General features: G+C 70.1%; 13 protein-coding genes and 2 pseudogenes. 6 read left to right on the forward strand and 9 right to left on the reverse strand.

Annotated features, from left to right (window positions below):
- Positions 1-618: 618 nt before the first annotated feature.
- From AB0E07_RS39140 to AB0E07_RS39155, 4 genes and pseudogenes are all read left to right on the forward strand, one after another.
- A pseudogene (locus tag AB0E07_RS39140) lies at positions 619-729 on the forward strand (MoxR family ATPase); the annotation flags it as partial.
- Positions 730-1,521: 792 nt separating this feature from the next.
- Positions 1,522-1,920 carry a hypothetical protein gene (locus AB0E07_RS39145; protein ID WP_362263060.1) on the forward strand — a complete coding sequence of 133 codons (399 nt, stop codon included), beginning with the start codon at positions 1,522-1,524 and terminating at the stop codon, positions 1,918-1,920.
- Between the two features lie 123 nt (positions 1,921-2,043).
- Complete coding sequence (locus AB0E07_RS39150; protein WP_362263063.1) at positions 2,044-5,814, forward strand: hypothetical protein; 3,771 nt, start codon at positions 2,044-2,046, stop codon at positions 5,812-5,814.
- Between the two features lie 73 nt (positions 5,815-5,887).
- Positions 5,888-6,103: a helix-turn-helix domain-containing protein gene (locus tag AB0E07_RS39155; RefSeq protein WP_362263066.1), complete on the forward strand. Its 216-nt coding sequence runs from the start codon at positions 5,888-5,890 to the stop codon at positions 6,101-6,103.
- A 243-nt stretch (positions 6,104-6,346) separates the two neighbouring features.
- Here AB0E07_RS39155 and AB0E07_RS39160 read toward each other — a convergent pair whose 3' ends face one another.
- Entirely contained in the window at positions 6,347-7,405 is a 1,059-nt protein-coding gene (locus AB0E07_RS39160; RefSeq protein ID WP_362263069.1) for a replication-relaxation family protein, read from the reverse strand.
- 182 nt (positions 7,406-7,587) lie between these two features.
- Between AB0E07_RS39160 and AB0E07_RS39165 the strand changes: the two genes are divergently transcribed.
- A complete protein-coding gene (locus tag AB0E07_RS39165; RefSeq protein ID WP_362263073.1) occupies positions 7,588-8,148 on the forward strand; it encodes a YrhB domain-containing protein in 561 nt (186 codons plus the stop codon).
- 23 nt (positions 8,149-8,171) lie between these two features.
- Here AB0E07_RS39165 and AB0E07_RS39170 read toward each other — a convergent pair.
- The 5 genes and pseudogenes from AB0E07_RS39170 to AB0E07_RS39190 all read right to left on the reverse strand — a co-directional run.
- A pseudogene (locus AB0E07_RS39170) lies at positions 8,172-8,339 on the reverse strand (ISL3 family transposase); the annotation flags it as partial.
- A 221-nt stretch (positions 8,340-8,560) separates the two neighbouring features.
- Positions 8,561-11,719 (reverse strand): hypothetical protein, encoded by a 3,159-nt coding sequence (locus tag AB0E07_RS39175; RefSeq protein ID WP_362263076.1) that lies wholly within the window; start codon positions 11,717-11,719, stop codon positions 8,561-8,563.
- A gap of 692 nt (positions 11,720-12,411) precedes the next feature.
- A complete protein-coding gene (locus AB0E07_RS39180) occupies positions 12,412-12,600 on the reverse strand; it encodes a S1 RNA-binding domain-containing protein (protein ID WP_362263079.1) in 189 nt (62 codons plus the stop codon).
- The gene (locus AB0E07_RS39185; protein ID WP_362263082.1) at positions 12,551-13,888 is read right to left on the reverse strand and encodes a S1 RNA-binding domain-containing protein; all 1,338 of its coding nucleotides are present in this window, start codon (positions 13,886-13,888) and stop codon (positions 12,551-12,553) included. The genes AB0E07_RS39180 and AB0E07_RS39185 overlap by 50 nt, the downstream gene beginning before the upstream one ends.
- A gap of 1 nt (position 13,889) precedes the next feature.
- The gene (locus tag AB0E07_RS39190; RefSeq protein WP_362263084.1) at positions 13,890-14,597 is read right to left on the reverse strand and encodes a hypothetical protein; all 708 of its coding nucleotides are present in this window, start codon (positions 14,595-14,597) and stop codon (positions 13,890-13,892) included.
- 215 nt (positions 14,598-14,812) lie between these two features.
- On the opposite strand from AB0E07_RS39190, the gene AB0E07_RS39195 reads away from it, so the two are divergent.
- Positions 14,813-15,442 carry a DUF6308 family protein gene (locus AB0E07_RS39195; protein WP_362263085.1) on the forward strand — a complete coding sequence of 210 codons (630 nt, stop codon included), beginning with the start codon at positions 14,813-14,815 and terminating at the stop codon, positions 15,440-15,442.
- Positions 15,443-15,568: 126 nt separating this feature from the next.
- Here the strand turns inward: AB0E07_RS39195 and AB0E07_RS39200 are convergent, their stop codons facing one another.
- From AB0E07_RS39200 to AB0E07_RS39210, 3 genes are all read right to left on the reverse strand, one after another.
- Positions 15,569-16,150: a helix-turn-helix domain-containing protein gene (locus tag AB0E07_RS39200; RefSeq protein WP_362263087.1), complete on the reverse strand. Its 582-nt coding sequence runs from the start codon at positions 16,148-16,150 to the stop codon at positions 15,569-15,571.
- A 405-nt stretch (positions 16,151-16,555) separates the two neighbouring features.
- Positions 16,556-16,717, reverse strand: coding sequence for a hypothetical protein (locus tag AB0E07_RS39205; RefSeq protein WP_362263090.1), 162 nt, complete (start codon positions 16,715-16,717; stop codon positions 16,556-16,558).
- A gap of 779 nt (positions 16,718-17,496) precedes the next feature.
- A complete protein-coding gene (locus tag AB0E07_RS39210) occupies positions 17,497-18,000 on the reverse strand; it encodes a hypothetical protein (RefSeq protein WP_362263093.1) in 504 nt (167 codons plus the stop codon).
- Positions 18,001-18,670 lie beyond the last annotated feature (670 nt).

Consider the following 18,670-nt stretch of genomic DNA (forward strand, 5'->3'; position numbering starts at 1 on the left):
GCACCGAGTCGTAACTGCTGTCCAGCATGTCCCGGTGACATCAAGCATGTCGTGGAGCCAATCTGTCCAAGATCTTGTGGGACCTCACACCGTCAGGCCCGCGTCGCAATCTCCCCGCGGGGATCGCGGATGAGACGCGCGGGGACGGCAACGCCGGCCGGGACAGGTGCGGGCGAAGGCTTGGTGCCCGGTCGGGCTCTCGTGCGCGGGACGTCCTGCTGCTCGCTGCTCGCTGCTCGCTGCTCGCTGCTCGTGCACGGTCCGGGCCCGACGGCGGTGTCGTACGCTCCCGCGCCCGCCGACGGTCCCGGCTGGCGCTCTCGGCTGCGACGCGGCCGGCTCGCGCGCGGTGTCGATGTCGTCGCCGGCGGCGTACCGCTCTGCGGTGAGGCTGTACGGCGGTGTCGTCCGCTGCGCCCGGACATGAAGCGCCGCACGACGACTTTCACAAATTCACACACTTTCACGCACGCGCCCATGCGGCAGGTGGGTGCTGTTGTGACGCTTACCGGGCCCTGGAGTGCGTGCTCCGCGCAACTCGGCTGCCGTACCCGGGAATTCCTCCGCTGCGCGGCGCCCCGCTGCCCGGTCCCTGCCGCGGGACAAGGGCCTGCTGCACCTCTCGGCACTGGCCTGCTGCCCTATGACCGTCCCCGGGTGCTTCTCGTCGACGAGCTGGATAAGAGCGGCATCGATCTGCCGAGCGTCCTGCTGCGTGTCCTGGAGAACCGAGGCCAGGGAAGAACTCGTGCACGGGCGTGTCGGCGGGATGGGCTCGTGATCCGTACTCGGCGACCTCGCACAGGGGTTCGTCCGCCGTACTGCGCGCCGCTTTCGGGGCCGGGGAAGCGCGGGTCTCTGGAATGGGGACGGGCCGGCCTGACACGCGCGCCTCGGACGCCGAGGGGAGCGTGCGCGGGCGCGGTCCGGGGGCTGGCGGTTCCGGCCCCGGGCCGCGCCCGGGGGGTTGCTGCGCGCGGCCGGGTCCGTGGTGGTGGCGGTGAGTATGTAGGTGTGGGTGGGGGAGTTCGTCCCGCCCCGGGAGCTGCTCAACGAATCCGTGGAGTGGTGGTAGTAGAAGGCCGGCCGTCGGTTGGCCGGCGTCTGGGCTGGTGTGGCCGCAGACCGTGCCGTGTCGGTCGACGCGGGAGTCGACGGGACGGTGAACGCCGCTCTGCTGCGGCGGCGGCCCCTGCTGAGTGTGTGAGGGCCCGGGGCCGGCCGCGGACTGTTCCCGCCGCTTTCCTGCACCGGTGCCTGCTGAACAGACCGGACCGTGACGTCCCTTGGGACCTCGACAGCCCTGTCTGCCGCTGATGGCCCCTGTTTCCCGCCGCACGTTGCGGCAGCGCACCTTGTGAGCCGCCCGGATCCGTCCGGGTGCCCTCCTACGGCGATCTCGTGAGCCCGTTTCTGTCCGCAGAGGCGGCCTCTTGTGCTGCGCGGCGGCGCGATGCCCGGGCGTGCGCGGCACGCGCCGGGGGCCACGACTTCACCCTGTTTCGAGAGGACCTGGATCAAATGATGTTGACCTGGCCGCAGTTGGGGCTGTTCCTGCTGGTGGTGGCCGTGCTCGCGACGGCCGCCGGGCTGTTCGTCGGGCGCCGTCGCCCGGACTGGCGCGCGCCGATCGGGACCGCCCTGAAGATCGCGGTGGTGGTGCTCCTGGCGATCGTGGTGCTGGCGGTGGTGACCGCGCTGCACCAGGTACCGGCGGCGGTGACGTGGACCCAGCTCGGGGCGGTCGTGCTGGTGGCGGTGGTCGTGCTCCTCCTGAGCGGTGGCGGGTTCTACCTCGAACGGAAGCGGCCGACCTGGCGGGAGGCGCTCGATGCGGCGTTGATGATCGTGGTGGTGCTCTTCATCGTGCTCCTGGTGGTGACGGTGGTCGCCGCGATCGTGGGACGGCAGCTCGGCTGACGGCGGGCAGGGCCGTGTCCGCGGCCGGCGCACGGGGGAGTGCCGGCCGCCGGGGCACGGTGGCTCGTCGCGGATCCGCGATACCGGTCCCGGGGAGGTGGCCGGCGGGGCTACGGTGCTGCGATGAGCGACGAGGTGGCGCCGGCCGGCGCAAGCGTACTGCCCGAGGTCGACGACGTCCTCGCTGACGCACTGCGGGCCCAGGGAGAGGCCGGCGGACGGGCACTGGGGCTGCTGCGCGATGCCCACCGGGTCCTCACCGGAGCGGATTTCGCACGGCCGGCGGAGGTCGCCGCGGCGTGTGTGCGCTCGGCGGCGGACGCCCTGCTGGCCCTGCCCGGCGCCCCGGTCACGGTGGGACTGAAGCCCGCGGCCCAGAGCCTGCTGGCCGCGGTCGACGCCGCCGCGCCCCCCGCCGCCGACGTCTCCGGACCGGACGGGCCGGCCGACGACACGCCCCCGGCTGCCAAGGCCTCGCCCGCTGCCGAGCCGGCCGCCGACGGGCATGCCGGTGCCGGTCCGGCCGGCGCATCCGACATCGTCGCCGACACCCCGCAGGGCCCCACCGGGGAGGCGCTCGCGTGGCAGCGGGTGACGGCGGCCGCGGACGTGCTGCGCGACGAGCTCAACCGCCCCGGCCGCTACCACCAGGCGCGGGCCCGGGGGATCGTCGAGCGGCTGATGGGGGTGGAGCTCGGCGCGGCGCAGGAGAGGGCGCTGGATGTGTGGGGGACCGTCTACGGGGTGGCCTCGGGCATCCTGCACGGCCGTGCGGCGCACCCCGGCGAGGCCGCCGTCCTGTACGCGGACATCCTCGGCGCCGCCCGCGAGTTGCTGGTGCCGCTGGCGGACCGGGCGGCCCGCGTCCTGGAGCTGGTCGCCCTCCAACACCCCGGCGCCGCCGAGGCGAAGGAACTCGCCGGCTGGGCGGACCCGCGCGCCGAGGCGCACTTCTTCCGCTCCCACCCCGCCACGGCGTGGCTGGGCGTTCTGCAGGAGCACGCGCCGCACCTGCTGATGCCGGACGGGGCCGCTGGCGGACGGTGGCCGGCCGCCCCGTTCCTCGACCACGTCGCCACCACCGACCCGGCCGCCGCCCGCGCCTGGCTCAACGCACCGGCCGACCAGGGCGCCCCCGGCGCCTCGCGGGCCCAGCAGATCGCCGCCACCGGCCGGCACGCCCTGGACGCGCTGCTGGGCCTGGCCGTACGCCACTGGGACGCCGTCGACGCCGCCCAGCTCCACGCCGTGTTGGCTGGCCCCGGTGTCCGGGACGGGGACGGCGTGGAGGCGGGGGCGACGCTGCGCCTGGCGGCGCGGTGGGCCCGCGCGGTCCCGCGCGAGCAGCGGACGGGGCAGTGGATCGGTGCGGTGGAGGGCATGCTGGCCGGCGCGGTCCAGGCCGAGCACACCGGCCACCTGGCCCTCGATGCGGTCGCCGGGCGCGTGAGGGCTCAGATGAAGGCCGCCGGCCTCCTCGACGTCGACGAGGACGCCGCGGACGCGGTGGCTGACGAGGCGGCGGGTACCAACTGGGTGGCGACCGAGGAGGAGATGCGCGGGCTGGTCGCCCTGCAGGTCGCCTCCCGCCTGCCCGACCACGACGTCGCCATGCTGGTGCGGGAGCTGGCGAACACCGCCCACCCGGCCGGCCGCCGCGGCCCCGCACACCGCAACGTCGGCGCCGTGAGGGCGGTCCTGGCCAAACTGCTCGCCCACGACGTCGAGTTGACCCCCGAGCAGGCCCGGCCCGTCGTGTTCAGTGCCGACCTGGACCAGGTGCGCGTCGGTGACACCGCGGCGTTCGGCGGACCGCGGCTGGCGCGCGCCGTGCTGGACGTGGCCGCGGCCGACGCGGACGCCGGCACCGGCCTGGCCCAGCGCACCCGCCACTTCCGGCGGGTGGCCGGCCTCGATGCTCGCCTCCACACCCGCCTGATGGCCGCGCACCTCGCCCACCGCCCGCCGGCCGCCGGCGCCCTGGACGCACAGGAGTGGTGGCAGGAGGCCCTCGCGATCGTCCCGCAGGCCCTGGCCGCCGACCCCGCCCCGGAGCCGGCCCGCCTCGTCGAACTCGTCCTCGCCGCCTGCCCACCCGAGCATGCCGCACAGCTGGAAGCGGACGTCCGCACGGCCCTGGGCACCGCGCCAGCCGGCGTCCTCGTGGAGGAGGTCCTGCCCGCCGGCGCCGACCAGGTAGACGGCCGCGCCGAGCCGCTCGCCTCCTGGCTGCGGGTGTGGGACTGGTCCCCGGTCCTGACCTCCTCGGTCCTTCAGGGCTGGGAGCCACTGCTTCAGGCGCTGCGCCGCCTGGAGCCCGCCGGCCCGTCCGACCCGCGCACCCGGGCCGTGCTCGAACCGTCGAAGACCACCACCGCCCTGCGGGTCGAGGACCTGGCGGAACTCGCGGCCGGGCAAGGTCCGGTGGCGGCCGCGGCCCGGATCGCCGGCGCCCCGGACGCCGGCGACGACGGCTATGCGATGGTGCTGCACCGCCTCGTCGCCGCCGACCCGGCCGCCTGGACGACCGATGTGCCCGCCGTCCTGACCGCCCTGGGCCGGCCGGAGCTCGCCGCGTTCTACCTCGCCGCGGCTGCCGCCCACGCGGACCGGCCCGGCGCCTTCCCCGACGATGCGCTGCCGGCGGCCGTCGCCGCGGCGCTCGAGGTCCGCCGCGGCCTCGGCGAGCCGGCCCCCACCGTCGGCTTCGACGGCGTACGGCGCCGCCCCGCCGGGGTGTCCTTCGCCGACCAGGCGCTGTTCGACCTGCTCACCGCCGCATGGCGCGCCGACGCCCTCACCGGGGAGCAGGCCAAGGACGCCCTGGCGTACCTGCAGACCCTGGCCGACCCGCTCACCCGCCCCGCCACCGCCGGCCCGGCCCCGGCCGCCGCTGCCGCGGAGACCGCGGGGGAAGGGACCGCGAGGGAGGGGACGACGCCGTCACTGATCGGCTCGGATCCGGAAGTCCGGGCGCTGGGCGGCCTGCTCAAGTACGCCACGCGCCAGGCCCGTACCACCGGCGAGATGCCCGATGAGGTCCTGAACACGGTCGCTGGCGTCCTCGCCGCGCACGCCGGCCAGGAAGCGGTGGCCACCGCGATCGGGGTGCACCTGCCGGCCCTGCACCGCCACGCGCCCGCGTTCGCCGCCGCCCACCGCACCGCCCTGTACGGTCTCGTGCCCGGTCGGCCTTCGCCGGCCGCCTCCTGGCTGCGCTGGGGCGGCCCTGACGGGCAGCTGCTCGCCGCCCTGGACCGTGCCGAGCTCTTCACCGCGCTGCGCGCCGGCATGCCCGGCGCCGCCGAGCACCTCGCGCACGCCCTCCTGGACGACCCCGCCCTCCTCGGCGAACCCGCCGCCTGGTGGACCGAGTTGGCGGCCGACACCGGCGAGGGCGTGGCCGCGGTCTCCCGCCTGCTGGAGGCGATCGCCGCCCGCACACCGCGCACCGGCGCCGACGGCCCGCTCCCGCCGGCCGAGCAGGCGCGGGTGGAGGCGGCTGTGGGCCTGTGGCGGGCCGCCCTCGCCGCCCCCAACCTGCCGACGGGAGCGCTCGCCGGTACGGGTGCCTTCGCGGACGCGGCCATCGAGGAGACGGCGTGGCTGGAGCTGACGCGGGCGAGCGCCGAGCACTCCCCGGCCCTGACCGACGCCGATCTCGTCGCCGAACGAGCCGCCGCGCACCCTGACCGTGCCGATGCCCTGCTCCTGGCCGCGGCACTGGTCACCCAGGCACCCGGGACATGGCGCGAGGCGGCCGTACGACGCCACGCCCGCGCCCTGCTGGACGCCACAACGGCCCTGCCCCAGGGGGAACGCCCCTGCGGGGTGCAGGAGCTGAGGACGGCGCTGGTCAACGCCGGTGACGTCGACGCCGCCGCCCGCAGGTGAGCCACCCGGCCCCGCGCACGGCGCTTCACCGCGGCGCTGGCCGCAGCCGTTCACGAGTCCGAAGGAAGCCACCATGCTGGGAATCCGCGTCCACATCAAAGGGCTGGCCCGACAGAAGATCGCCGCCGAGCTGAAGAAGGCCTACGACAAGGGCGCCTCGATCCGCACTGTGACTGGGCGGCAGGATGGCAGCGGGTGGGTGTCAGCCGAGTTGGGGGAGCTATCCCTGCTCATGCTCGGCGCCGGTTGTGATCATGGCTGTCATCAGTTGACCAGGCCGCTGCCGTGAGGTGCTGTCTGTGGGGTTGCTGGCTGCCATGAGTGCACCCACTCACAGGGGCTGCGCAGTAATTGCGCAGCCCGGCACATCGGCTGCGCAATACGGCTGTGATCAGGTGTGGTTGGGCTTGTGGTCGGGGCTGCGCGTGCCCGTGGTCGGGGCTGCGCTCCCGCCGACTGCAAGTCTGCGCACGGTTGGGAGCAGCCCCCTGCGCAGCCGCCGCTGCGCTACCGACGACTGCGCTGCAGCTGCTTACTGCACTGTGAGGTTGGCTGCGGAGGTGGTCCATGGGACTCGCTGGTTGGGGGTGTGGACGGGTCTCCAGACGGGTTCGGACGGCCCGCTGTGCAGGATGTCTGTGAGGGGTGCGGCGAGGACGGGGACGGTGTGGAGGAAGGTGGTGAGGGCGGGGTTGCCGGCTGCTGCGTGCAGGGCGTCGATGCGGGTTTCGATCCCTCTGGGGCCGACGTGGTCGAGGACGAACAACAACCGCGGGAAGAGCGGGTAATGATGCCGCCACCCCTCCATGGGCGCCGGCTCCCCGGGAGCCGGTCTGCGGCCCACAGGCGGTGCCGGGACGTAGTCGTGCAACCGCGCATACGCCCCGATTTTCGCCGCGAGGCGTTCGGGGCCCATGGTGGCCCGGTCGATTTCCACGAACGCCCGCAACATCGACCCCCGCCCCCGCTTGCCGTGCCGGTAGTAGAGCAGCGCGTCGGGAATGACGGCCTCACCCGCCCCCAGGGAGTGGTGGACCTCGGGAATCCAGTCCAGGGGGTGGCAGGTGTCCCCCAGGCGGCGGGCGTCCTGCACAAAGGCAAGGCCGGTCTCGGTGACGGCCAGCGTGTGTCCCGCCCGTAACCGCGCGGCAGTGGAGTCAGACGCCAGCCGCGGCGGCCGCCGCCCCCGCAACTCCGGCCACTCCGACGCCACCTGCACCCCGAAAGCGGTCGGGTACCACACCCGCATCCGGCCCGCCTGCGGCAAAGTAATCCGCTCGATGAGCCCTTCAGCACGCAGCTTCACCAGCCTGCGCCGGGTCTGCTCGATCCGCACCCCCGGCGCGACCAGCACATGCACCTGCCCCGTCGTCGCCATCCGGTACTGCGCCAGCACCGCCAACGCCAACCGGTCACCACCACCGGCATCCACCTGCACCACCAGCCGCCTCCCACCGTCCTTGAGAGCGCCGCAGGGATTGCGGCGCCACGCCTTGAGGAAGGCAGTGCAGCAGCCGGCCCCGACCAGACCACCGACCACCAGACCCCGACCACGGTCACGACTCGACAACCCCGCCGTGGCTCTGTTCATGAGAACCGGCTCTGGCTCAGGTTCTGTGACGGGTCACAGTGAGTGATCGTCGGGTACCCCATCGCTCGGAGAATCAGCAGCGCCTGTTGGCGTCTTCACCTGCGTCCACTGCGGTCTGCCAAGACGTGGAGCCAGCAGGAAACTTGGTGGTAGCCATCCGGGCCGTACGAGATGCTGCCAAAGTGATTGAGCGAGATGCCGCGGTTCAGATCGTTGAGGAAGAGCTGGAACGCGACTACCAGCGAGAGCTGTCGCTTGGGCTTATCCCGATACGTATGGCTGTGTCGCATGTAGAGCAGCATGAGCTGGTATGGATTATTTCCTGGACATCTGAGGAGTACCTGCGCACCCGAAACCCAGACTGCGCGCTGGCCGGGAATGGGCCGTACCTTGTTGACCGCGTCGACGGAAGTCTGCATCAGATCGGTGTCGTCTCCGCAGTAACGGACGCGTGGGAGGCGGACTGCCGAGTCCGCATTCGAAGGCAAGTCACGCGGACCGCAGTGGACGATCTACACGATGAGATCCGGGCGGTGGCAGGCGCTCGTGGGAGGGTTCATGCCATGCACACCCTGCGCCAAAAAGTGCCAGTGCTCTCCCACGCTCAGATCATCGAGTACGTGACCGCCTTGCAACATGGCGATGCTCCGGCGCACCTTGTAGAGGTCTCCTCCAGGCAGCTGGGGCCGCCTACCGACCCGGTCTTGTCCGTGGTGACCATCCGCAGAGCCGCGAACCGTTGAGGTGCTGACAGCAGCAGCTGTCCTTACGAAGCGAGGAGAACTCGCTTGCGCAGCAGCGAGAAGCCAGCGCGGCCGTACATCTGACGCTTGAGCATTTTGATCCGATTGACATGACCTTCGACAGCGCCCGAGCTCCAAGGCAGGGTCAAGCCGGCAATGACGGCGTCGCGGTCGCGGTCGATGCCGGCGGCGAGGGTGTGAGAGATGGGGGCGATTCCGCTGTCGCTGGGCGGTATTCGTGCAGGTGGCGGGCTGACACGAAAACGAGAGATCGCGCCACCTTCGAATGATCTCCAGCTACGAAAATCTTGCCAGGGCCACTCAGACGAGTACGCGGACAAGGAGTGTCCCGCCGGTCGTGCGGGCGACGCGCTCAGCTGAGTTGAGGTCTGTTTTGGTCCGGGGTGCTGGGTCACTCCATGTCGTCCCAGGACCATGAGGAGGCTGGTCGCCCATCGGGTTCGCGGCCGAATCGGAACTGCTCCGTGTTGCGTTCATCGATGGTTTCGTGGAAGTGCCCCGCGGCGGGAAGTCGCTCGGCCAAGGCGCCCACTTGCTCCTGCGCCCCGGCCTTACGAAACGCGCTCAAGAGGTGAGCCAACGAGAGCACGTTGTCGAGGGACGCGTGGGCGGCGGGGTTTCGGGCCAGGAGAACGTCCACCTGCTCCGGAGCCTGGGCCTTCCGCAACGCGTCCAACAGGTGAGCCACCGAGCGCGGGTCGTCGAGCGGGACATGGGCGGCGGGGTTCCGGGCCAGAAGAAGGTCCACCTGCTCCTGCCCACCGGTCCTCCGCAACGCGGTCAACAGGTGAGCCACCGAACGCGGGTCGTCCAACGGGGCGAGGGTGGCCGCCCGCCCGGCCAGCACACCCGCCTCCTCCCACGCATCCAACGCCCGTAACCCGTCCAACAGGTGAGCCACCGAGTGAGGGTCATCGAGGGACGCGTGGGCGGCCCGCGCGGCGAGCGTACCCGCTTGCTCCTGAGCCCCAGCCCTCCGTAGCGCGGCAAGCAGCCCAGCCGCCAAGCGCGGATTGCCGAGGGAGGCGTGGGCGGCAGCCCGCGTGGCCAGCACGCCCGCTGGCTCCTGCGGCTCCAGTGACCGCAACACGTCCAACAGGTCGGCCACCGAGCGCGGGTTGTCGAGAGGGGCGTGGGCGGCGGCCCGCGCGGCCAGCACTGCCGCTTGCTCCTGGGCCCCGGCCTTCCGTAGCTCGTCTAACAGGTGAGCCACCGCATGCGGGTCGTCGAGGGACACGTGGGTGGCGAGGTCTCGCGCCAGGAGAACGCACACCTGCTCCTGCGTGCCTGCTCGCCGCAGCGCATCCATTAGTTCCGCGACCGCGATCACGTCGTTCAGGTGCACGTGGGCGGCGGGTTCTCGCCTCAGCAGAATGCCCACCTGCTCTTGCGCCCCCGTCATCCGCAACGCGGCAAGCAGCTCAACCACCGAGCGCGGGTCGTCGAGAGGGGCATGCGTGGCCGCCCGCGTGGCCAGCACGCCCACCTGTCCCTGCGCCCCCTTTTCCTCCAGCAGCTCCAACATGTGAGCCACCGAGCACGGGTCGTCGACTGGGATGTGGGCCGCTGGGTCACGGGCCAGTAAGGCGTCCACACCCACCCCCCGCATCCCGCGCAGTAGCTCGATTATCGCGTTCAAGTCGTCGAGGGGGACGTGTTCTGCGGCGCGGGCTTCTAGCACGGCCATCGGTTCCCGCCACCCAAGTCCTCGTAAGACGCCCAAGAGTTGGACCACCGAGCTCGAGTCGTCGAGGGGCAGGTGGGCGGCAATGTGAGCTGCCACGGCATCGGCCTGTTCCCGCCATCCCGTCCCGTGCAACGCGGCTAAAAGTTGGACCATCGGCCGCGGGTTGTCGAGGGATATGTGGGAGGCAGCCCACCGGGCGGGGCGGGAGTCGGTGGGATGGAGTCTGTGGAAGTGGCCCACGAGGCTGGCTGCGGCGCGAGGGTTGCCTCGTGCGGTGGCGTGTTTGTGGAGTTGGGCGGAATCGCGGTAGAGGCCGCGATTCCAGGCGGCGTCGCCGAGGGTATTGAGGTCGGCGGGGTGGGCGTGGTTGCTAGCTGCGGTCCAGAAGTCGATGGGTGGGAGGGCCTCGGCGCGGTAGCGACGGCCGTGCTGATCGAGGTAGTCGGCCAGCAGATAGTGGGGCCCCGTTATGTGCGAGGTGGAGTGTCGTGCGGGTTTCGCGCGCGAGTTGCGTCCTTCGGCCAGGCCGCCGGTTCTCACGGGGGTGAGGATGCCGGAGATGCCGTTGCAGGGTGTGGTGACGTAGTCGAGGGCCCGGGTGAGCCAGTCGTTGCTGAGGGTGTTGTATTCGCTATCGGTCAGGTAGCCGGGGGCGGCGTCGGCCAGCCAGGCAAGGGGGAGGTGCGGGCCAGCACCGAGGCGGCGGGCATCCATGGCCGCGTGGATCAGAGCCTGAGTGGCGCCGCGGGCCATCTCGTAGCGGTCCAGAAGGACGGGCACGCCGGCCAGGTACTGGGTGATCTGGGCATCGTCCGCGCGCCGGGCCGCAAGAGCCAGCCGGGGGTCGCCGCCGGCGATGTCGGTCAAGGCCGCCAGGTCTTGGGCGGTGAACGCGTCCGGCACACTGATGGCGTGCCCGTTCAGCAGTTCCCGGGCATGAGGGTGAAGGTCAGGGCTAGTGCGGTTGGTCAGAGTGATCCAATGCTCGGGCCACAGCGTGGCCAGCACCAGCAATGGCGCCCGCGAGGGGTCATTGAGCAGGCTACGCAGTGCCGCCGCGACCTGTTCGGCGAGGCCGTTGGGGCCCAGGTAGTTCTGGGCTTCGTTCAGCCACAACACCGTGTGAGGAGCGATCTCGCCCAGTCCGGCCAGAGCCGCTTCAGGACGGGTGGGATGCCACAACCGCCAGTTGCCCGACAGCCTCCGCACTGCTTCCCACAGGGCACGAGTCTTACCCGTCGACGAGCCCCCCACCAGGACCGCGATCCCACTGCGACCGCCCTCCGCGACAGCGACGACCTCATCCACGCGTCTGTCGTGGTCGCGCCGGATGTAGGTGGGCAGGACACCGAACCGGCCATGGGCGCCGCCAGCGTCCAGGGCGGGATGGACCTCCAGGTCCTCCAGTACAAGCCGGTCGTCGTCAGCGTATTCGCTGATCAGACGGCCAACGCGCTGCGTCATTCGGGCCGCCATCCAAAGATCGCGTACCCGCCCGGCTAGATCTTCCGGGGGCCACGCGGCCAGACGGGCCAGCACCGTGGCGATAGATACGACGTCGGCCAGACTGGGCGGCATGCCCGGCTCGCTGATGACACGCCGGACCGTGTCCCGACCCGGCGAACCCGGAAGTTCGCTATCGGCGGCAATGCCCCCTGCGACTTCATCCAGGTTCGGGGCACCGGCCGCGAGATACACCTCGTAGAGCAGGTCCTTCAGCGGGCCCAGAGCGGGTGGCCAGTCGGCCTGCGCCCGGCTCAGCCGCCGTGGCCGCTTCTTCGGGCCGGATGGGTCCCCCCTGTCGCCACTCATCGCACCATCGTCCCCGATCCCCGACTCCGGCAGGGCGTGAACGGTGGTCATACCTGGACGGGTTGACGGCTTATCGCGACTCGGAGTCGATCACCACGCAGGGCTCAGCGTGGTGAACAAGCCGGCCGGCCCGCCCACCCATCACGTCCTTGGGGAGTACCCATGTCCCTCTCCCGCCGCGAGCGACTGCTTCTAGCCCGAGCCGCTGTCAGCGGCGCCATCTCCGGCACCTTCCGGGCTGTCATCGCCTGGATCCTGAACCACTGCGCTTTGTAGCCCCACCCAGAGGCACGGCCCAGTAAGCGGTGACCCTGGGCCGTGCCTCGCTCACGAGCCTGATGCCACGCCATCGGATTGCCCAGCAGATGGCCCTCGGCTCCCCCCGGGATAGTCCGCCCCGCCCCAGGAGAGGGCTGGCCACCGGGCCGCTCTCTCTCGTGGAACCGCCCGCGGGCCAAGTGTCCCGCGGGTGGGGCGGACCACGGTGAACACGTGCGGCACACGGATAGCGAACAGCCGGATCGCACGTGCTGTCAGTTACGGAGCCAGACCCCGTGGTCGTGCCCGACCATATTGGCCATGCGCCGCCTTGTGCGGCTGTGCGCCGATAGATGCGCGCGTACGGATAGTTATGATCACTGGTGTCCTGCGCCAGTAGGACCTGTCGGTCTCCCAGCAGCCGACGTCGACTTCGAAGTGGAACCAGATGGCTTCCTCGTTCCAGAAGCGCTGAATTCACGTCATCAGCGATCGGCCTGCCTCTGCGACAGGGCAATACGGCGCCGTACGAGATCGACATCCATGATCTTCACGGTGAGAGCGTCGCCGACCTTGATGACGTCCGGCGGCGATTGATCCAGCTCGTCGGTGCGCACGAGCCCTTCAAAGCCGTCCTTTCGGTCTTCGATGCGGACGAAGACGCCGAACGGCACGATCTTGGTGACAGGACCTGTGACGAGCTGGCCGATCCTCTGCGCTACCTGCGGCCAAGGGTCTTCCTGCACTGCTCGCAGCGACAGCGGCACTCGCTCCCGGACCATATCGACGTCGGACCTCAGCTGTGACCTCCTGGCCGACGCTGACGACATCGGATGGGTGGTTGATCGGACGCCAGGAGAGTTCCGGAATGTTGATCATCGCGGTGAAGCCACCGATGTCCACGAAGGTGACGCCGAAGCTGGCGATGGTCGTCACCGTGCCGGTGACGACCTGACCGCGGCGCAGGGTCTTCAGGAACGCCCAGTCTCGGTCGCTGGGTGTCGGTTCGGTCTGCCAGCGCGCACGGAGTACCCCGTCGCTGTCGGGCAGCACTGCGGTAAACAGCGGGAGATCTTCACCGGCGTACATGGATACGACGCCGGCAGCACGCGCGCTGGCAAGGTGAGAGGTCACGTCCTCGAACTGGGTCTCGTCCACGACCGTGCTGGTGATCTGCCCGTCTTCCTTCTCCCAGATGATCTCCACCAGCCCTTCGTCGGGCAGGGCAGCCACGGCCGTGTCGACGTCGGTGAGCAGGTCCGGCCAGACGGCCAACTGTGCACGTGGAGCCAGATGGGAGCGCACGGTCTCGATGTTGTCGCGGCTCAGGCGGTGCCACCGGGAGGCGTTGAGGGCGGAGGTCTCCTCCAGGAACGTGGCGCGGTGGGCGGCGACAGTCCAGCCAAGGTGGGCCCAGAAGTCGGCGTCGGCCGGGCGCTGCACGTATGCGGGGTCGTCGGGGGCGAAGTCGTACGGCGATGCCTCCAGGCGTTCCGGGAACAGGCCGAGAGCTCGAGTGCGGGTCAGCGCGGCTTCGCAGGGCTGGCTGCTGCCGAGGTAGAGGTACTGGTCCCAGCCGACGTGCACCGTGAACTCTCCCTCGACCTCTAGGCGGCACCAGGCCCCGTTGTCGCGGAGCATCGCTCGGACAAGTTCCAAGCCGACCTCGATCGGCACCAGTGCCCCGTCGTGGAACCCTGCGGGGTTGGCGGGGAAGAGGCCGGCCAGGCCGTCGGTGTCGACCGGTGGCTCCAGGCCGAAGTCGATGAAGCCTGCGAGCTGCGGCTCGCGGATGGCCAGCTGCTCGACGCCGCTGTCCTCGGCGAAGGCGGCGACGGCCTGCAGGTAGGCGGCTTCGACCGGCCCGTGGTCGCAGGTCGTGTCCTCAGCGCCGGCGTAGTGGCCGTGCTGATCGCGATCGGCGGGGTCGTACTTGGTGACCCGGTAGACGTAGGGCAGCACGTCACTGCCCACCGGAGGTCGACCGCGTGGCTGCGTTCGCTCGGTCCGCCCGCGGATAGCCGATTTCGGAGATGTCCTGGGCCAGGTCCGCCAGGGTGACCTCTGAGTTCAGCGACGAAACGAGTTCTTGGTCCAGCGGTCGCAGGGCATACACCTTGCCCACCGCTGTCAGGTCCACGGGAACCTCGTAGTAGTCCTCGGCAAAGCGCTGGAACGCTTCCGGAGAACGGTCGACCAGGAGACTGAACAGTCCAGTCGTTCCATCAGGATCAGCACGGCCCTCGGGAAAGTCGATCGTCCCGTGGCGCCACTGATCGTCGGTCTTCCCCCGCCACAAGCAGGCTGTTACGACGGGCACGCCGTCCTCGTCGGTGAACGCCGGCTCCTCCACGAAGGGCCGAAAAGTCTCGGGGGCTTCGTCGACCACTCCCGGCCAAGGCTCGCCGTCGTTGCCGTATGGGCTCATGGCAGATTCATGGCCGAAGCCCCGGATGTAACCTCCGGCTGCCGAAAACACGATGGAGTACTCGTCCCCTGATCCGTTGCGCATCGAGGCCATCTCCTCGTCGGCAGCCCAAGCGGCGTTGAAGGAGTAGGACCGGCTGTCCCAGTCCGGGCTCAGGATTGCGTCGAGCATTGCAAGTGAACGGCACAGGTCCCGCAGGTCAGCGATGTTGGGAAGCTGGCGGGCTACGTCATAGACAGTCACGGGCTCATCCAACCGGATCCCACTCACATCAGCCCCGCCCTGCCCAGACGTCACGGTCAGTACCAGTCCGGCTTGCCGCATGCTCCCCGGGCAGGACCTTCTAGCGCTGCTCACTGCTTACGATCTCGATGAAGGATGGAGTTCTCATGGCCGTTTCGACCACTGCGCCCGGTGTATCTGATGGGGCGTTGTCCCCGTTGGGGCAGCGTTTGCGCGTGCTGCTGGGTGCGGAGCGTGTTGTGGGTGATCTGCGGCGATACTTCGGTATCGGTCTGTCGCCCGGTGCGGCGGCGTTCACCGGCAGTCGGTTCGAGCATCTGGCGGGTGGGGGAGACCGGCCGGAGGTCGCCGACCGGATCACGGCGGAGGACCTGGTCGCGGTGCAGACCCTGTCGGTCACCGTCCCGGCGCCTGTCGCGCTGGACATCCTTGAGGGCCCGCTCGGCGCACGGCTGTCTGGCCTGCTGCACGCCGTACCCAGGGACCTCAACATGGCCGACGCCGACGCGGATGCTGTGGCCGACGGCTCGCCGGCGGACCAGGCCTGGCATCTCCTGCGCGACCGGCCCGATGTTGGGTGGGTGATTGCGGGCAAGCTCCTGGCTCGCAGGCGCCCGCAGATGCTTCCCGTCTACGACCGCGTCGTCCGCTGCGCCGTCGGCCGGCCGCCGTCCTTCTGGCTCGCCCTCCACACCGCGCTGCGTGAAGACGACGCTGCTTTGCACCGCCAACTGGTGGAGCTTCGTCAGGTCGCGGGGGCGCCGCAGACGGTGAGTGCGCTGCGGGTCTGCGATGTGGCGGTGTGGATGGGGCACCGGGCGGAGAGGCACGCCTGTCCTCGCTGATGCGATCTCTCGGTCCTGCGACAGCGAAGTGAGAGACAGTGACGGCTTTTGCGTTGGCGCAGGTCAGCGTCGGTTTCCGAGTGGAACGTACTGTCATGAGTGTGAGAAACCGCGGTGACTCCACTGCTACGGAGCGGTATCCGTGTAGGTGGCGCACTGACACGAAACCGAGAGATCGCACTTGCCCGTCGACGAATCACCCACCAAGACCACGATCCCGTTGCGCCCCGCCGCAGCAGCCGTGACCGCCTCATCAGCCAGCACCCGGTCATGCCCCCGCACCACGTACCCAGGCAGCACCCTCTCTCCACCGCCACCTCGCGCGGCCGGGCCGGTACCGGCGGGGTGAACCTCCAACTCGTGCGGATCCCACTCACCGATCGCCCGGCTCGGCCCCGGCAGACCGACCGATGCTGCACCGCTCTCCCCGGCCGTAATCTGCCGCAACTCCAGCAGCTCACCCGCCGGCAGCCTCAGAGCATCGGCCAGCGCGGTCAGTGTGTCCACCGACGGCACCACCCCCTGGGGTTTGAGCGCCTTCGACACTGTCGTACGGCTCAGCCCAGCCCGCCTGGCGAGCTGCGTCTGATCCAGGAGGGCGGCGGCCCGTCCTTCATCGAGCCTCCTGCGCAGCTCGGCGTGCGCCGCGTCGCGGTCCGGTCCGTCTTGCATGCGCTGGCCCCCGGTGATGTGTATGCCTGTGTCCATCGTTGTCGCCGTGGACCACGGAGCACAGCCGTTCCGGGAGCTTCATCCCTATCAACACCCCACAGTCTCCAGAGAGTCCGCCGCGACCAGGGTCACGACTCGACAACCCCGCCCATAACCCCTCCGACAACCCCGCCCACAACCCCCCTGACAACTGTCTCCACACACACCGGCCCACTGCCACATCCCCGCAGCTCACCACACGGGTTCGCGCGTGGTCGGCAGCCTGACATCCCCCTCTGCACACCCCCGCGCCCAACCAACAAGAAAGAGAAGGAAGGAATGGGCGGGCGTACGGGGAGCGAGCGGCCGGGGGATCGGGGCAGCGCCGTCTCTATCGCGCGTCGGCGGGCCGCCTCCGCGCAGCCTCGCACGCACAGTTGGGCGTGCGAGGGGTTGAGGGGTTCAGGGCGTGGTGCCGGCGTCTCCCGCTTCGTAGAGGGCGCGGGCCTCGCTGACGGCGCGCTGCCAGCTGCGCGGCACTCCACCGTGCTCACGGGCCAGACGCGCGGCCAGCCCGCGCCGGTACCCGCCCTCAGCGCGCAGCACGGCCAGAACCACCGCCACGCTCTGATCCCGCCGCGTACGGTCAGCTCCTCCAGTACCGCCGCGCCCGCCGGGCTTGCGGCCAGCGGTCCCCAGCCGACCCGTACCGACATCCTGCTGCCAGGCCAACCAGAAACTCTCAACAGCCTGTTGGTCAAAGTACGGGGTCCGCTTGACCGTGTGCACCACCTCAGGGTGCCGGCACCCCTCCGGCCGCACATGACGCTCGGCGTACCAGCGATGCAGGGTTGCAGCCGACGCACCCGTCAACGCGGCGATCCATGCCCGGCTGACCACCCACCGCCCCTCGTGCAATCGGCGCAGCGACAGATCCTCCGACACATCAACCCCCGGTTCTCCCACGCGACCAACAAGCGCAGTCCCCTAGGATAGGCGAGCCTCGTTGGGAGAGGCGCGCTGGCGGGGAATCATCCGGACCAGGTTTGCCGACCTACCGGAATAAAACAATTCCCCGCCAGCTTAAAACCGCCCCCATAAGAAAAGGGGGCGCAGCAAAGCACCAAAAACCTCTCTTTCCCCGCGGAGCGGGTGGCCCGGCGCTGCGCGCCGGGCAAGGGGAAAGCCCCCGGCAAGCCGGGGGCCCAGAGCGGGGCGGGTTCCCGCAAGGCGGGAACCCTGGTCGCGCTGCGCGCCGACCACGAGAGCACGGCGCGGTGCGCCTTCAGTGGTGGGCCGGGGTGCCGAGGTCCCTCACCGGCACCCCGGCCCAGTGCCCCGGCGGCGGAACCGGGGCCGAAGAGCGGGCCATGCGTCGGCCATCCACAGCCCGCCCAAGCCCGCTACAGGATCGTGTACGCCACCGGCGGATAGACCGCCTCCGCGTCCCCGTCGTCCTCACTGTGGACACCAGGCGCGTCCACGAACGCCGCCACCTCCCCATCCCCGATCAACTCCGCCGCCTCAGCAGCAGAGCACTCGGACAACACACCCCACGCCAGATGCCACGCCTGCACCGTCCATGACGGACCCTCACCGGACTCGACAGCGGGGGAGCGCAGGTACATCACCCCGTACGACAACGTCTGCGCCAGCCCACACGCCAGCAGAAACACGAAGTTGTCGAAGTACCGCCCCTCCACACCCACCATGTCCTCCGGGCCGCCATCACCCTCGACCGTCAGCGCCAACGTGGCACTCAACGGCCGCTCCTGACCGTCCATGCCGACCCCCAGCCGCAGGACGTGCTCACCCGGAGCCAGCCGCCCCATGCCCTGAGCCAGCACCACGTGCGCCTCCTCCCGCGCCTCGGCGAACACATCGAGAGAAACCGGCTTCAGCTTCATCGCTGCTCCTTCACTCATTGGGAGAGATTGCCTGGAGAGGTTGCCGCCTCCCCGGACACTCGTATTCTTCCTCAAACAGGAACGCTCCAAGCGTCCCTTTCTTGCCATTCAATGGCCAGAAAGAGCACGGATGATGGAGGAATAAATTCCCGCACCCGGGAGGCAAACTATGCGCGTCAGAGACCGAGGAGAAATCCCAGTACCTACACAGCGGCAAGAATGATGCATCGCTCCTATACGAAACTTGTCCGCCGGGAGAGAGTAGGGCTAAAACTCGGCCGAAGCAGCCGACTCGATCCCACACCATCCGAGCGTTGGTGAACATGCCGAAACCGTCAGGGGGTTCGGGCGGAGCGCAGCGGAGCCCGTCACTGCCCACAAGGACCGCCCGCCATGGAACCCACAGTCCGTCATCTACGTTCTGTGGGTACTGGCTTGGAATACCAGACGCTACACAGGCCCGCACGTGATGCACCCGCCCCTTGCTGCCAGCTTCAGCACCCGCGCTTGCGCGGGTGCCCTCAATTCGCGCTTGCGCGAATTGAGTTGCCTTCAGAATTCCGCTTGCGGAATTCAATTCCCGCGCTTGCGCGGAAATTTGGCGGAGCGTCAGCGGAGCCGTTCTCTCTGCGGCGGCTTGCCGCCGCAGTACCCGCTCCGCGAGATCGGA

The organism is Streptomyces sp. NPDC048002, from assembly GCF_040653275.1.
Classification (GTDB): domain Bacteria; phylum Actinomycetota; class Actinomycetes; order Streptomycetales; family Streptomycetaceae; genus Streptomyces.

Excerpts from the sequence above, each read along its gene's own strand:
- AB0E07_RS39200 (WP_362263087.1), bottom strand. The coding sequence starts at position 16,150 with ATGGACACAGGCATACACATCACCGGGGGCCAGCGCATGCAAGACGGA.
- AB0E07_RS39210 (WP_362263093.1), bottom strand. The coding sequence starts at position 18,000 with ATGAAGCTGAAGCCGGTTTCTCTCGATGTGTTCGCCGAGGCGCGGGAG.
- AB0E07_RS39175 (WP_362263076.1), bottom strand. The coding sequence starts at position 11,719 with ATGACCACCGTTCACGCCCTGCCGGAGTCGGGGATCGGGGACGATGGT.
- AB0E07_RS39150 (WP_362263063.1), top strand. The coding sequence starts at position 2,044 with ATGAGCGACGAGGTGGCGCCGGCCGGCGCAAGCGTACTGCCCGAGGTC.
- AB0E07_RS39160 (WP_362263069.1), bottom strand. The coding sequence starts at position 7,405 with ATGAACAGAGCCACGGCGGGGTTGTCGAGTCGTGACCGTGGTCGGGGT.
- AB0E07_RS39145 (WP_362263060.1), top strand. The coding sequence starts at position 1,522 with ATGATGTTGACCTGGCCGCAGTTGGGGCTGTTCCTGCTGGTGGTGGCC.
- AB0E07_RS39155 (WP_362263066.1), top strand. The coding sequence starts at position 5,888 with ATGCTGGGAATCCGCGTCCACATCAAAGGGCTGGCCCGACAGAAGATC.